Annotated in this window: 11 protein-coding genes; 8 read left to right on the top strand and 3 right to left on the bottom strand. The window is 63.3% G+C overall.

Annotated elements, in window-relative coordinates; genetic code table 11:
- Window positions 1-28: 28 nt before the first annotated feature.
- Window positions 29-805, top strand: a complete 777-nt coding sequence (locus H6851_15900; protein MCB9945089.1) for a hypothetical protein — start codon at window positions 29-31, stop codon at window positions 803-805.
- A gap of 214 nt (window positions 806-1019) precedes the next feature.
- Window positions 1020-2852, top strand: a complete 1833-nt coding sequence (locus H6851_15895) for a hypothetical protein (protein MCB9945088.1) — start codon at window positions 1020-1022, stop codon at window positions 2850-2852.
- On the opposite strand, the gene H6851_15890 is transcribed toward H6851_15895, so the two are convergent.
- On the bottom strand, window positions 2843-4492 hold the full coding sequence (locus H6851_15890) for a hydantoinase B/oxoprolinase family protein (GenBank protein ID MCB9945087.1): 1650 nt from the start codon (window positions 4490-4492) through the stop codon (window positions 2843-2845). The genes H6851_15895 and H6851_15890 overlap by 10 nt on opposite strands.
- A gap of 182 nt (window positions 4493-4674) precedes the next feature.
- Here H6851_15890 and H6851_15885 point away from each other — a divergent pair, with 182 nt between their 5' ends.
- From H6851_15885 to H6851_15860, 6 genes are all read left to right on the top strand, one after another.
- Window positions 4675-6084, top strand: a complete 1410-nt coding sequence (locus H6851_15885; protein ID MCB9945086.1) for a DUF2235 domain-containing protein — start codon at window positions 4675-4677, stop codon at window positions 6082-6084.
- 135 nt (window positions 6085-6219) lie between these two features.
- Window positions 6220-7098 carry an ATP phosphoribosyltransferase gene (hisG, locus tag H6851_15880; GenBank protein ID MCB9945085.1) on the top strand — a complete coding sequence of 293 codons (879 nt, stop codon included), beginning with the start codon at window positions 6220-6222 and terminating at the stop codon, window positions 7096-7098.
- A gap of 25 nt (window positions 7099-7123) precedes the next feature.
- The gene (gene hisB / locus H6851_15875; protein MCB9945084.1) at window positions 7124-7711 is read left to right on the top strand and encodes an imidazoleglycerol-phosphate dehydratase HisB; all 588 of its coding nucleotides are present in this window, start codon (window positions 7124-7126) and stop codon (window positions 7709-7711) included.
- Between the two features lie 2 nt (window positions 7712-7713).
- Window positions 7714-8310 (top strand): imidazole glycerol phosphate synthase subunit HisH, encoded by a 597-nt coding sequence (hisH, locus tag H6851_15870; protein ID MCB9945083.1) that lies wholly within the window; start codon window positions 7714-7716, stop codon window positions 8308-8310.
- Window positions 8307-9062, top strand: a complete 756-nt coding sequence (gene hisF, locus H6851_15865; GenBank protein ID MCB9945082.1) for an imidazole glycerol phosphate synthase subunit HisF — start codon at window positions 8307-8309, stop codon at window positions 9060-9062. Before hisH ends, hisF begins: the two co-directional genes overlap by 4 nt.
- Window positions 9063-9173: 111 nt before the next feature.
- Window positions 9174-9599, top strand: coding sequence for a GFA family protein (locus H6851_15860; protein ID MCB9945081.1), 426 nt, complete (start codon window positions 9174-9176; stop codon window positions 9597-9599).
- A 36-nt stretch (window positions 9600-9635) separates the two neighbouring features.
- Here H6851_15860 and putA read toward each other — a convergent pair whose 3' ends face one another.
- Both putA and rhaI read right to left on the bottom strand, forming a co-directional pair.
- Window positions 9636-13166, bottom strand: a complete 3531-nt coding sequence (putA, locus tag H6851_15855) for a bifunctional proline dehydrogenase/L-glutamate gamma-semialdehyde dehydrogenase PutA (GenBank protein MCB9945080.1) — start codon at window positions 13164-13166, stop codon at window positions 9636-9638.
- A gap of 113 nt (window positions 13167-13279) precedes the next feature.
- The gene (gene rhaI / locus H6851_15850) at window positions 13280-14575 is read right to left on the bottom strand and encodes an L-rhamnose catabolism isomerase (protein MCB9945079.1); all 1296 of its coding nucleotides are present in this window, start codon (window positions 14573-14575) and stop codon (window positions 13280-13282) included.
- Window positions 14576-14597 lie beyond the last annotated feature (22 nt).

Here is a 14597-nt window from a genome sequence, read left to right as displayed (position 1 = left end):
ACGCTCAACCCCCCAAGGAGAAAACCTGATGCGTATGTTCACCCTCACCGCCCTGGCCACCGTCCTGGCCGCCTCGGCCGCCGTCTCCGCCCAGGCCCAGGACTGCGGCACCGACTGCGTCGTCTCGCCGGTCGAGATCCACCTCGACAAGGACATCTACCTCAACGGCACCAGCGGCCTGAAGCTCTCCAACGTCAAGGTCGTCGCCCCCGAGGTCGAAATCCCCGTCATCCCCCCCGTCTCCCTCGACAACGCCGTCGAACTCTACCAGTCCAACACCGGCGACATCTCCGCCACGAAGAATCTTACCACGACGGGTGTAGCCGAAGTCGAGGCTTCCTCGACGGCAATCGCCAACGTCGCCAACATCGACGTCCAGGGCGGCCTTTCCCTCGAGGGTGCGCAGGCCAACAGTGGTGATGTGATGTCGACCCTGAACGTGACGTCCACTGACGCCGAGACCGCCAACATCACGGCGACCGCCATCGGCAACGCCGTCAACGCCACCACCACCGGCGACGCCATCTTCGACATGCGCCAGACCAACAGCGGCGACACGATCTCGGCGATGGTCGATGCCAATATCCATGGCACGGGTGGCGTCGGCGAGGTCAACACGGCCGCCACCGCCATCGCCAACAGCTTCAGCATCAATTTCGACGGTTCGGCCATCGGTTCTGTCGCACAGGAGAACTGCGCCGACGTCATTGCCAGCAACACCGACACGATCAATGTCTGGCGCGATCCGGCCACCGCCACCGCCATCGGCAATGCCATCAACATCACCAAGACGGCTTCCAAGTAAGTCTTCTTGCGACTTGTTTCAGCATGACTTGGGGGCAGCTTCGGCTGCCCCTCTTTTTTTGCCTTCCGGTTCCGCCAGCCGGTGACGTATCCGTCGATCGGGGGTGTTCCGCTTGGCAAACCTGTTGCAAGTACTCGGCACAACTGGGAAGATTTGTCCGCGATCAATGAATAATCCGGCTCGTACCGGAAGTTCCAGGGAAGGAGAGTGAAAATTGTCGGATGACGAGACCTTGTCGGCATGGAAGCCGGGTATCCGATCGGTGCTGCCGCGTGCATTCATGCCCATGGTCTCGATGTTTCATCCGGAAAACATGCGGATTTCGTTCGAGGAACTGAACGAACGGGCCGATTTTACCGGACTGGAACGTGAAGAACTCGCGGTCTTCACACCGGGGCGTCTGGCTCTCCATTCTCTTTTGATCCGTATTACCGCGAATGTCGAAATCTCTGATGGGCGGCATTATCGCGATCTGGGAATCAATTTCCGGTCGATTGCTGCCGAGCTGGAAAGAACCCATCTCGAACCGCTGATGCCGCAGATCGAACGGGCCTACGGGACGTTGCGCGACGATGTCCTGAAGATCACGGGCGACTGGCTGAGATCGGCACTCGACCCCGCAGTCGGGACCGAAACAAATCATGCTCCTGAAAAGCGCGGGCTATTCGGTCTTGGGGCGCTATTCTCCAGGCGGCATCGAGCGCCGGCCCCTCAGGTTCCGGCAGCAGCGCCCGATCTCGGGAACATCCTTGCGGATCTCGCCATCACGGTCGATCGGGCCGGTGACGAGAAGGTCGAACGCAGCCTGCGCAGCCTGCACAAGCTTCTGACGGCAATTTCGATCCGTTACGGGCGGATTGTCGGCGATCCGGAAAGGCTGGTCGAAATTTCCACTGACATGGCCATGAATGTGCTCGGTTCGGCACATCTGGGCGAACTGGTGGAGGAAGGGTTCCATGCAGCCGCGACAGGTGCCGGTTGTCGGCTGCTGCCCGCCCAGAGCGAACCGGTGGTCATGAACGTCAAGGGCGCATCGGCCGCCGGCAAGAGCACGATGCGTCCGCTGCAGCACGATCTGGCGGTTCGGCTCGGACTGAACTGGGAGGATTTCGCGCTCATCAGCCCGGACATATGGCGGAAATATCTGCTGGACTATGACGGTCTGGGTGATGCATGGCGCTATGCCGGCACCCTGTCGGGACAGGAGCTCAAGTTCGTCGATCGCAAGCTCGACCTCTACATGACCATGAAGGGCCGGAAAAACCAGATCCCGCACATGCTGATCGACCGCTTCCGGTTCGACAGCTTTGCCGAAATGGACGTCAATCGCGGCGAGCATCGGCTGCTCACCCGTTTCGGGCACGAGATCTTCATGACCTTCATGGTCACGCCGCCTCAGGAGACGGTCGAACGGGCCTGGAGGCGCGGCCTCAGCGTCCAGCGGTTCAAGGCGGTGGACGATCTGCTCGACCACAATGTCGAGGCCTATTCAGGTATGCCGCCGCTCTTCTTCCGCTGGGCCTGCCGTACAGACAAGCGGGTTCACTACGAATTCCTCGACAACAGCGTGGCGCAGGAAATGCGGCCGCCGACCATTGCCTTCGGCGATCGGGGTGAACTGGTCATCCTTCGGATCGGGGGACTCATCGATATCGAGCGTTTCCGTAAGATCCGCCTCGATGCGCGCTCGGCGGAGGACCTCTACCCACCCGACGGCGAAATGGCTGCATCGGCCAATACCACCTTCCTGCGGCAATGCGCAGAGCGACTGGTCCGTCTGCGTTTTGCCGATCCTGCCACCGGCAAGGTGTTCGCCACCCGCGAAGGCGGACGGTTGACGGTCCTCGATGCGGGGCTCTTCGATCATGCGTTGGAAGACGGGAATTTCCGGGCGGGAATGGAAGCCATCGACAAGACGGCGGTCGATGGCGGGTACTCCCTCTGTGTCAGGGATGAGTGGCTCGACGAGAAGGGCACGCGGACGATGGGCCAGTGGGGATCGCGCCCCGCCTTCAGGCAGGCCGGTGATGTCGGCGCTCAGGAATAGCCCCGCTGGCGATCGCGTTCGCGGGCTGCGGCGGACCGCTCTTGCGGGTCGCCATAACCGCCGCCACCAGGGGTCTGGACCTCGATCACGTCACCGGGCGACAGGGCGATGGCCTGAGCCTTCGACAGGTGGGGCGGGTCCGTCACCCGGCCATCGGCATGACGGATGACGATGCGGTTGACGGCGCCATCCTCTCCGCCCAGTGCCCCTTGCGGCCCGGTTCGCCCGTGATCCATGATGAAGGACACCTGCGCTGAACCGCGGCGCAGCTTCATCGCGTAGCTCAGTCCCATGCCGCCGCGATGACGGCCATCGCCGCCCGAACCCTCGCGCAGGCCATAGCGTTCGAACAGGACGGGAAAATACTGTTCGGTCACCTCGATGGGTGCGCTCTTCGAGATGCCGATGGTCGAGCACCCGTAGGACAGCCCGTCATGATCGGCATTGCCGCCATACCCGCCGCCGGTGATGAAATACATGACGAAGGGACGTTCCTTCTCGGGATCGATCCCCCCCATGACGAGATTGCCGGACGTGCCCGCCGGTGCCGCCGTCACCCGTTCGGGAATCAACTGCACCATGGCCGCGAACACGGCCTCGGCAATGCGCTGGCTGACCTCGGCGGCACAACCCGATACCGGACGGGGATATTCCGCATAGAGGAACGTTCCCCGCGGGTCCCTGATCTTCAGCGGCTCGAACATCCCCGCATTGATCGGAACCTCGGGGAAGATGTGCTTGATGGCGAGGAATACCGAGGAACGGGTCGTGGCGATGACGCTGTTCATCGGCCCGCGGCAGGGCGGGCTCGAACCCTCGAAATCGAAATGCAGGTCCTGATCGCGCTTTTCGAGGCGCAGGCGGATGGTGAGCGGTTCATTGACCACGCCGTCACTGTCGACGATGGCCTCGGAATGATAGATGCCATCGGGCAATGGCTCGATCTTGGCGCGCATCTGGATCTCGGCGCGGGCCCGCAGCTCGCCGATGGCCTCGTCGATGGTGTCCTCACCATAGCGATCGAGCATCGCAGCAAGGCGTTTCGCACCGACGTTGAGGGCGGCCTTCTGGGCGCGGATGTCGCCGATGCGCTGTTCCGGCACGCGGATATTGGCATTGATGATGCGCAGGATCTCCGTGTCCATCCGCCCTCGCTTGTAGAGCTTGACCGGCGGCAGGCGCAGGCCCTCCTGCTGGACCTCGGTGGCATTGGCCGAAAAGCCGCCCGCCACGGCGCCGCCGATATCCGGCCAGTGGCCGGTATTCGCCAGCCAGCAGAACAGTCGGCCGCCATGGTAGAAGGGCTGGACGAAGCGCACATCCATGAGATGGGTGCCACCCAGATAGGGATCGTTGACGATGTAGACATCGCCGTCTTCGGGCGCTGCGACCTCGCCCTTGCGCACGGCGTCGATGACTCCCATGGTCGAATATTGCATGGTGCCGACGAAGACCGGCAGACCCAGTTCTCCCTGGGCCACCAGTTCCCCGCTGTCGCGATGATAGATCCCGTCGGAGCGGTCATTGGCCTCGGCAATGATCGGACTGAAGGCCGAGCGCGAGAACGCCAGATCCATCTCGTTGCAGACCTGCACGAGACCGTTCTGGATAACCGTGAGCGTGACCGGGTCGAGTGCCATGCGGACCTCCAAGCATCAGGCCCCTGCCGGCCCTGCGGAACCGAGTCTAGCGGTGAACCGGTGACATGTCATGCAGAGTATCAGTCGCCGTATCTGCCTTGAGAACATATTGGAATTGTCGTATTATCGTCATCATTCGGTCGATTTTATTATTCGATTTATTTTTGACAGGAGGCATGAAGATGAGCAAATTGCTTGTTTGCTGCGATGGCACTTGGAATGATGAAAGGGATGAGACCCATGTCTGGCGCATCGCCACGGTGGCCAAGGCAGATCCGGACATCATCGACAGCTCAAGGGTCCATTACGATTCCGGTGTCGGAACGGACGATCCGAAGGACACCGACAACGGTCAGGGCGTTCTGCGATGGCTGGCCGACTGGATAGGCGGAGGAGCCTTCGGCAAGGGCATCTCGAAGAATATCGTCGAGGCCTACGAGTTCATCGTCGACCGTTACGAACCGGGCGACGAGATCTACATGATCGGATTCTCGCGCGGGGCATTCACCGTGAGAAGCCTGGCCGGGTTGATGGGACAATGCGGTCTGGCTGCAAGGAACAGCGGTCCTGCCGTCTGCAAGACGGCCTACGAAGCCTATCGCTATCGCGACGATGAGGCCATGGGCAAGGATCTCCTCAAGACATGGAACGAATCCGCGGACGGGAAGGCGGCGCGCCGTGAGGTGCCGATCGCGTTTCTCGGCGTGTTCGACACGGTGGGTGCGCTGGGCATTCCGATCGGCATACTCCAGCGGGGCGACGAGTTGCTGAACCCGCGGCGCAAGGTCCAGTTCCATGACACCAGGCTGGGCAAATCCGTCCTTCATGCCGCTCAGGCCCTCGCGGTCGACGAGCATCGCGGCCCGTTCGTGCCGACCTTGTGGACCGGCGGGGAACGGTTCCCGGGACAGAAGATCCGTCAGGTCTGGTTTTCGGGCGTTCACTCCGATGTTGGCGGCGGATATCCGGAAAAGGAACTCGCCGGCATTCCCCTCGCGTGGATGCTGGGCGAAATGGCCGAGGCCGGGCTCGATCTGCGTCACGCCATACCCGAAAGCGGCGATTATCGCGGCGAAATGCATGACTCGATGTCGGCAGCCTACAAGCTGGCCGACCTGCTGCCGTCGATGCGAAGCCGGGTACGGCCCATCGGGGCGAAACGGTCGCCGGACGCGGATGGCAAGCCCGTCGCGGTGCCGGGCGAGGCCCTGAACTGGTCGATACAGGAGAGAATCCTGGCCGGCCCCGTCATTTCCGGCCGGAGGAAGGGAGACTATCGTCCCGTCAATATTCAGCTCGACGATGGTCTCCATATCCATGGCGATATCGGCCTGACGACGTCCGACCGGCGTCGGGAAGGTCGACAGGCGGAAGAAATCGCCGGGCAGATCGCCGGTATCGGCTTTTGCACCTTTGTCGGGTCGAGCCGGACGGGCACGCGGGCGCGCTTCTCGGCGGACCTCCCGCCTGCCGATCAGCTGGTGGCGTCGGACGTGCGGCTGATGGCCGATGCGGTGGAACTGACGGAACGCATGGCAAGGATCGTCTGGGTCGCGAGGGACCACAGGGAACTCGGCCTGCAGTTCGTCTAGCCGCTGCGCCCTGCCCGGCAGGACGGCGGGCGGGGCGGTCCGGTCCGGCGGAACTTTACGATGTTTCGCTGCTCCCCTATACCTCGCGCCGCGCGTTGCCGCGCAAGGGCCGAACGAGTGAGTGGGAAGAGAGACGTGAGCGAGGTTGGCGCGGACAGCGGGGTGGTACATCTGGCCTTGCCCAAGGGGCGGATGCAGGAAAACGTCATGACGATCCTGCATGATGCCGGCGTGCGCCTGTCCTATGACCGGCGGGGCTATCGCCCGTCGATCTCGCTCGAAGGCTTCGAGACCAAGATCCTCAAGCCGCAGAATATCGTCGAGATGCTGCATGCGGGGTCACGCGACATCGGCTTTGCCGGTGCCGACTGGGTAGCCGAGAAGGAGGCCGATCTGGTCGAGCTGCTCGATACCGGGCTCAATCCGGTGCGGATCGTCGCTGCGGCCGACCCGGCCTTTCTCGTCGACGGCAGTCCGCCATCGACGCCGTTCACGGTGGCCACCGAATATGAGCGGCTCACCCGTGACTGGCTCGCGCGGGAACATCTCGACGCGAGGGTGGTCCGGTCCTACGGTGCTACCGAGGTATTCCCGCCCGAAGATGCCGACTGCATCGTGGACAACACCGCCACGGGAGCGACGCTCAAGGCCAACGGACTTTCGATCTTTGCCGATGTGATGCGTTCCTCGACACGGCTCTACGCCCATCCGCGCTCGCTGGACGTGCCGGAGAAGCGCGGGCGGATCGAGTTCTTCTGCCTGCTGGTCCGCTCCGTTCTGGATGCCCGCACCCGGGTGATGATCGAAATGAATGTCAGCAGTGGCGATCTCGAAACGCTGGTAGATCTGCTGCCCTGCATGCGCGAGCCGACCATATCGCCGCTGCATGGCGGGCAGGGCTATGCGGTCAAGGCGGCGGTCCCGCGGGTCGGGCTGCCCGGTCTGATCGGCGACATCAAGGCGGCCGGCGGATCGGACATCGTGATTTCCGAGATTGCGCAGATCGTCGGGTAGGAACGGCACCGGGTAGGAACGGCACATGGACAAGCGACAGGCGACCGTCGAGCGGGCGACTTCCGAAACGGAGATCCGGCTCACGCTCAACCTCGACGGCAGCGGCGAGGGAGAGATCGACACCGGGCTCGGTTTCCTCGACCACATGCTGACCGCACTGACCCGACATGCGCGCTTTGACCTGCAACTGGCCTGTTCGGGCGATCTTCAGGTGGACGATCATCACACCGTGGAGGATTGTGCCCTGGCGCTGGGCCGGGCCATCAACGAGGCGCTGGGCGATCGTGCCGGCATCCACCGCTTCGCCCACGCCTACGCCCCGCTGGACGAGGCGCTGGTGCGGGTGGTCGTCGACCTTTCGGGAAGACCCTTTTCCAGTGTCGACCTGGGATTCGTGCGGCCGAGCGTGGGGGACGTGGCCACCGAGAACCTGACGCACTTCTTCCAGTCGCTCGCTGCCAGCGGGCGCATGTCGCTTCATGTCGACCTTGTCCGCGGGGAGAATGACCACCATCGTGCGGAAGCCGCGTTCAAGGCCCTGGCGCTGGCCCTGCGGCAGGCCGTGTCCCGGGGAGGGTATGGCGACATTCCCAGCACCAAGGGGATGCTCTGATCATGCCTGACGTCGTCATCGTACCGACCGGAACCGCCAACATCGCCTCGGTCAAGGCGGCATTCCGCAGGTTGGGGGCCGAGCCCCGGATTGCGGAAACCGGGAGTGACATCGAACAGGCCAGTCACGTCATGTTGCCGGGCGTCGGTGCGTTCGGTGCCTCCATGCGGCGCCTGCAGGAGCGCGGGATGGACCGGCCGCTGATCGAGCGGGCCAGGGCGAATCGGCCCACCATCGCGATCTGTGTCGGTCACCAGCTCCTGTTCGAGAGCAGCGACGAGAGCCCCGGGGTGCGCGGGCTGGGGATCGCGCCCGGCCACATCACCCGCTTCGGCGAGGGCGTGCGGGTGCCGCAGTTCGGCTGGAACCAGGTGGAGACCGGCGACGACGCCTTGTTGCTCGAAGATGGCTGGGCCTACTTTGCCAACAGCTATCGCGCCGGGACGGCCTCGGGCTGGCGTGTGGCCCACTCCGATCATGGCGGCCGGTTCGTTGCCGCCATGCAACTGGGGAATATCATCGGCTGCCAGTTTCATCCCGAACTGTCAGGTCCCTATGGCGAGGCGCTTCTGTCGCGATTTCTGGAGCAAAGGGCATGATCGCATCACGGATCATCCCGTGTCTCGACGTCAGCCACGGGCGTGTGGTCAAGGGAGTGAAGTTTCAGGGGCTACGGGATGCCGGCGATCCGGCCGAGCGCTCCCTGCTCTATCAGGACCAGGGGGCGGACGAGATCGTCATTCTCGATGTCTCGGCTACGCCCGAGGGACGCGGGAACCAGCATTCGACGGTTGCACGGGTGCGCGAACGACTGTCCATTCCGCTCACCGTGGGCGGCGGGGTGCGGGTCGAGGACGATGCTGCGGCATTGCTCGATGCCGGTGCCGACAAGGTGTCGGTCAATACGGCGGCGGTCAACGATCCCCTGATCCTCACTCATATCGCCGAGCGCTTCGGCAGCCAGTGCTGCGTGCTCGCGATCGATGCCGCCATGCGCGACGGCCGTTTCGAGGTGCTGGTCAAGGGGGGGCGGGAAGGAACCCGCATCGACGCGGTGCAATGGGCCCGGGAAGCGCAGGAGCGCGGCGCCGGTGAAATCCTGCTCACCTCGTGGGATCGCGACGGGACGCGCGAGGGTTTCGATCTGCCCTTGACCCGGGCCATCGCCGAGGCGGTGCATGTGCCGATCATCGCATCCGGTGGCGCCAATTCGGCCCTGCACATGAAAGAGGCCTTCGACGCGGGGGCCGATGCGGTGCTGGCCGCCTCGATCTTCCATGACGATGATCTGACCGTCGGCGATGTGAAGATGTGGCTGATGGAGCATGGCGTGACCATTCGTCCGTCGTGATCCGGATCGCCGTCAGAAAGATGCCGGCGGCTCATCGACGGAAAATGTTTGGCATCGCTGGTTATGGTAGCCATCATGGGCTGATCTTCGGATGAGGAGGAGAGGGTGCTCATGTCGGATCACAAGGGCTCGTGCCTGTGCGGCAAGGTACGTTTCACCGCGCGGGAAATTCATGGTGAGCATCATGTCTGCCACTGCGGAATGTGCCAGAAATGGGCGGGAGGGCCGGTATTCGCGGCCATGGCCGATGGCGTTTCTTTCGAAGGTGGGGACTTCATCAAGACGTACAGTTCGTCGGAGTGGGCGGAGCGGGGTTTCTGCTCGAACTGCGGCTCGAACCTGTACTATCGCCTGAAGGACAGCGGGCAGTACATCATGGCAACCGGCCTGTTCGACGACAAGTCGGTGTTCAAGGTCGTTGGCGAGATCTTCATCGACCGCAAGCCGCCGGGCTACGACATTGCTGGCGATCATCCCCGCCTGACGGAAGCGGAAACTTTCGAGATGTTTGCCAAACAGCAACAATCTACGGAATAGGTCGGTCGACAGAGTGGAGTTGCAGGCTCCCGGCAATCAGTCCTGTTCGGTCGACGCGAGCAACGAGGCATTGCCGCCGGCGGCCGTCGTGTCGATGCACAAATGGCGTTCGAGTGACAGCATTTCCTCGCCGTTGCGACTGTCGACAAGCGGCATGATGGGTCCGTTGCGCGCTGCCAGTGCCTTGCGGATGGCTCGCTGGCGCGGCTCGTCCGCCCATGAAATGATGGCGCCGATCCCTTCTCCGTCCGCGAGTGCAGCCGGATCGAGCGTGCCATCGATGCAGTCGGCATCGTCCGGTCCTGCACCTTCGGCAACAATCAACACCCGGTTGCCATGTTGCCGGGCCATGCGTGCCTGAATTCTCGCCGCGCTCGCACCGGGTCCGAGACACAGCACGATACCGCGCGGATAGTGGCTGAGTCGGTTGGATTCACCGGTCGGCCCGGGCATGTCGAGGACCTCGACGGCAGCTTGATCCGGTGCTGTCAGCCCACGCAGGGTTTCCTGGAGTTGCTGCCCGGTCACGGTCTTGCCAACGGCAACATCCGCGACCACCTTGCTTTTACCGCAGAAGCGCTGGAGATAGGAGGGGCCGCCGGCCTTCGGCCCGGTTCCCGACAGGCCCTCGCCGCCGAATGGCTGCGAGCCGACGACGGCGCCGATCTGGTTGCGGTTGACATAGATGTTGCCGGCCCTGATGCGATCGACGATCTGCTGGACGCGGTCGTCGATGCGCGTGTGCAGGCCGAAGGTCAACCCGTAGCCCTTTGCATTGACGGCGTCGACGACGGCATTGATTTCATCAGCGTCGAAGGTCGCCACGTGGAGAACGGGACCGAAAATCTCCTGTTCCAGTTCGGAGATTCCATCCACTCGCAGAACGGTTGGCGCGACGAAATGGCCCTGCAAGGGGGCGTCGAGCCGCTTCAGCAGTCGGCCATTCTTTTCCATCGCGGCGATGTAGTTCGCGATCATATCATGCGCCTCCCGATCGATGACCGGACCGATATCGGTGGCAAGCGACCATGGATCGCCGAGATCGAGGGCATCCATGGCACCGTACAGCATGGTCAGGAACTTTTCGGAGATATCCCTTTGCAGATAGAGGACCCGCAATGCGGAACATCTCTGTCCGGCACTCTGGAACGCCGAGGCGATGATGTCGCGGACGGCCTGTTCTGGTAGTGCCGTGCTGTCGACAATCATCGCATTGAGACCGCCTGTCTCGGCGATCAGGGGAGCGCCGGGAGGTGCATTTTCCGCCATCGACCTGTGGATCAGCCGCGCGGTGTCGGTCGATCCTGTAAAACAGATGCCATCCACCCGCGGGTCGGCAGTCAACCGGGCACCCACACGGGCTCCGTCGCCCGGAAGCAGCTGGAGAACGTCGCGCGGTATCCCGGCTTCATGCATCAGGGAAACGGCGCGTGCGGCCATCAGCGGCGTCTGTTCGGCGGGTTTGGCCAGCACCGTGTTACCCGTCACGAGAGCTGCGGCGATCTGGCCGGTGAAGATGGCCAACGGGAAATTCCACGGCGAAATGCAGACAAATACGCCGCGCGGTGGACCGAGCTCGGCAGTCTCGGCCTCATTGGCATAATAACGCAGGAAATCTACCGCCTCGCGAATTTCCCCAACCGCATCGAGCAGCGTCTTGCCCGCTTCCCGCGCGGCAATCGCGAACAGCTCGGGCGCATGCTCCTCGTAGAGGTCGGCTGTCCGACGCAACAGGGCCGCCCGTTCGCCTGTGGTCCTGTCTGCCCACGACTTCCTGGCTGTCGTGGCTGCCGCAAGGGCTCTCTCGATATCGGACGGCACGGCATCGGCGACCGAGCCGACGACGTCGGTCGGGTCGGCCGGGTTGACGATGTCATGACGGTCGGCACCCTCGACGGCGTCATCCGCGATCAACGGCCCACAATGCCACTGGTGTCCCCTGGCGAACGGCGCCCGTGTCCTGTCGAGGGTGTCGATCGTGACCGGATCGGCCAGATCGAACCCCATGGCATTGCGCCGTGCCTTGCCATAGAGCATCGGCGGGGTACGGATCAGGGTGTTGGGAATGGAACCGGCGTGCCGTTCCAGCATGGCGAACGGGTCCGCGGCGATCCGTGCCGGGGGGATGGACTCGTTGACGATCTGGTTGACGAATGAACTGTTGGCCCCGTTCTCAAGCAGGCGGCGGACCAGATAGGCCAGCAGGTCGTGATGGGCGCCGACCGGGGCATAGATCCGGCACCGCGTCCGTTCACGCTTCCTGACTGTCTCGTGCAGCGTCTCGCCCATACCGTGCAGGCGCTGGAACTCGAACCTGTCATGGCCGATTCCCAGCATGTTCGAGAGATGCAGGACGGCGGCAATCGAGTGGGCGTTATGAGTGGCGAATTGCGGATAGATGCGATCGGTTCTGCCCAAAAGCAGCCGGGCACAGGCGATATACGATATGTCCGACCACGGCTTGCGGGTGAATACGGGGTAGGACTCAAGGCCCAGAACCTGGCCGCGCTTGATTTCGGTGTCCCAATAGGCTCCCTTGACCAGGCGGATCATGATCCTCCGGTCATGCTTTTCGGCCAGCGCATGCAGCCACTCGATGACATCGACAGCCCTGCGGCCGAATGCCTGGACCACCACGCCGAGCCCACGCCAGTGTCGCAGTGACGGGTCCGCGACGATGGCTTCGATCACATCGAGCGAAAGGTCGAGCCGGTCGGCTTCCTCCGCATCGATATTGAGGCCGATGCCCGCACTTTGCGCAAGCAGGGCCAGCGAGCGGGCACGGGCGATCAGCTCCGGGAGCATGGTCTCGCGCTTGGCGAATTCGTAGCGTGGATGCAGGGCCGACAGCTTGACCGAGATGCCGGGATTGTCCGGTATATCCTTGTGGATGCAGGCCGGCTCAAGCGCCGTGATGGACCGCGAATAGGCCAGATGGTAGCGCTTGGCATCAGCCTCCGTTCGGGCCGCTTCCCCCAGCATGTCGTAGGAATGCGTGTAGCCGCGCTTCTCCAGATCGGCGGCGCGCTTCATCGCCTCCTCGATGGTGCGGCCCAGCACGAACTGTCCGCCCAGCTCCCGCATCGCCTGGCCGACGGCCTTTCGGATCACCGGCTCTCCCAGACGGCGGATCGCGCCGCGCAGCGCGCCGGCAATGCCCTCCTCGCGATCGTCGTGGAGAACCTTGCCGGTGATCAGCAATGCCCATGTGGAAGCATTGACCAGCGACGAACTGGAGTGACCAAGATGGCTTCCCCAGTCCGACGGCGCGATCTTGTCCTCGATCAGCGCGTCGATGGTCTCCGCATCGGGAACGCGCAGAAGTGCTTCGGCCAGGCACATCAGCGCCACGCCTTCCCTGGTCGAAAGCCCGTATTCGGCCAGCAGGGTCTCCATGAGCCCCGGATCAGAGGATTGACGCACGGCCTCGACCAGCTCTTCGGCGGATTTCGAGATGTCGGCGCGCGCGGCCGGTCTGAGGTCGGCCAGCATCACCAGCCGGTCCAGAACTTCCGCTTCGGGAGCCAATGATGCCTTGCGCATCCTCTCGCGAATCGTTTCCAGCATCGCCCGGTCTCCGCCACTTGCGATTCGTGCATGGACGCTCCGGCGCCCGTGCAATCCCGGCCCGTCGTGGGGCCTGGCCGGAGCAGCGTCAAGGCCAATCTACGGCGATCGTGTCAGACGATGCCACCGCCGTAGGAGGCCACCTGCGGTCGTTCATTGTCCTTGCGCAGCCTGTAATTCGAGGCCCGGTAGGTGGCAATCGGGTCGATGGCGCCGCCCTGGCGCAGCCGTGCCTCGGCGATCAGCGGCGAGACATCGCAGCGATAGGCCGACATCAGGCAGTCGCGGGCGATGATCGCATCATTGTCGGCCTGGGCGGCAGCCAGCGCGTCGCGATCCACCAGCAGGGCCTGGGCATGCGAGCGCTGGATGGCGACCGCGCTGTCCATCAGGCTCTCGATCGGATCCGTGACGTTGTGGGATTGGTCGATCATGTAGGCCGGTTCGAAATCCCCGGCCCTGCGTTCCTCTGCGAGGACCAGTTCGTTGAAGACGAGGAAAAGCTGGAAGGGGTTGATGCTGCCGGCATCAAGATCGTCGTCGCCATACTTGCTGTCGTTGAAGTGGAAACCTGCCAAGCGGCCGAACCGTACCAGCCGGGCGACGATCTGCTCGATGTTCACATTGGGGGCATGGTGACCGAGGTCGACCAGGCAACGAGCCCTGGGACCGAGCTCGCACGCGGCAAGGTATGAACTCCCCCAGTCCGAGATGACGGTCGAGTAGAACGCCGGCTCGTAATATTTGTGTTCGAGGAAGACCAGCCAGTCATCGGGCAGACCCGCATAGATCGCCCTCATGGATTCGATGTAGCGATCGAACGCGTCGCCCAGGTCCTGCTGGCCGGGGAAGTTGCTGCCGTCGGCGATCCACACGGTAAGGGCCTTCGAACCCAGCTTGCGGCCGATCTCGATGCATTCGAGGTTGTGCTCGATGGCAAGTTCCCGGGTGGCCGCGTCGCTGTGGCTGAGCGAACCGAACTTGTAGGAGAGGAGCTGGCCCGGCTGGTCCTGGAAGGTATTGGAATTGACGGCGTCGAAACCGAGCCCGTGCTCGCGGGCGAAGCTCACGAGTTCATCGTAGTCATCGCACTTGTCCCAGGGAAAGTGCGGCGAAACTGTCGGCGTGGAGCGCACCAGCCTCTGGATGGTGCCGCAATCCTCGATCTTCTCGAAGATCGACCGCGGCTCGCCCTGTCCGGGGAACCGGCCGAAACGGGTGCCGCCGGTGCCGACACCCCAGCTCGGCACCGCAACCTTGAAGGCACCGATGCGCTCGATCAGCTGCTCGACATCCTGTCCCTGCCGGTCGAGCCTGTTGGCGAGCGAATCGAGATCGGCCTTGTGATTGGCCATGAGCGGCCTGTTGTTGTCCTCGATCATCGATGGCTCGATCATGAAGGTCGTCATGGATCGGTCCTCCCCTTTCATG

It is taken from the genome of Geminicoccaceae bacterium (genome assembly GCA_020638465.1).
GTDB lineage: Bacteria > Pseudomonadota > Alphaproteobacteria > Geminicoccales > Geminicoccaceae > JAGREO01.
The sequence above is the reverse complement of the archived record's forward strand: the minus strand, read 5'-3'. Positions and strand labels throughout refer to the sequence as shown.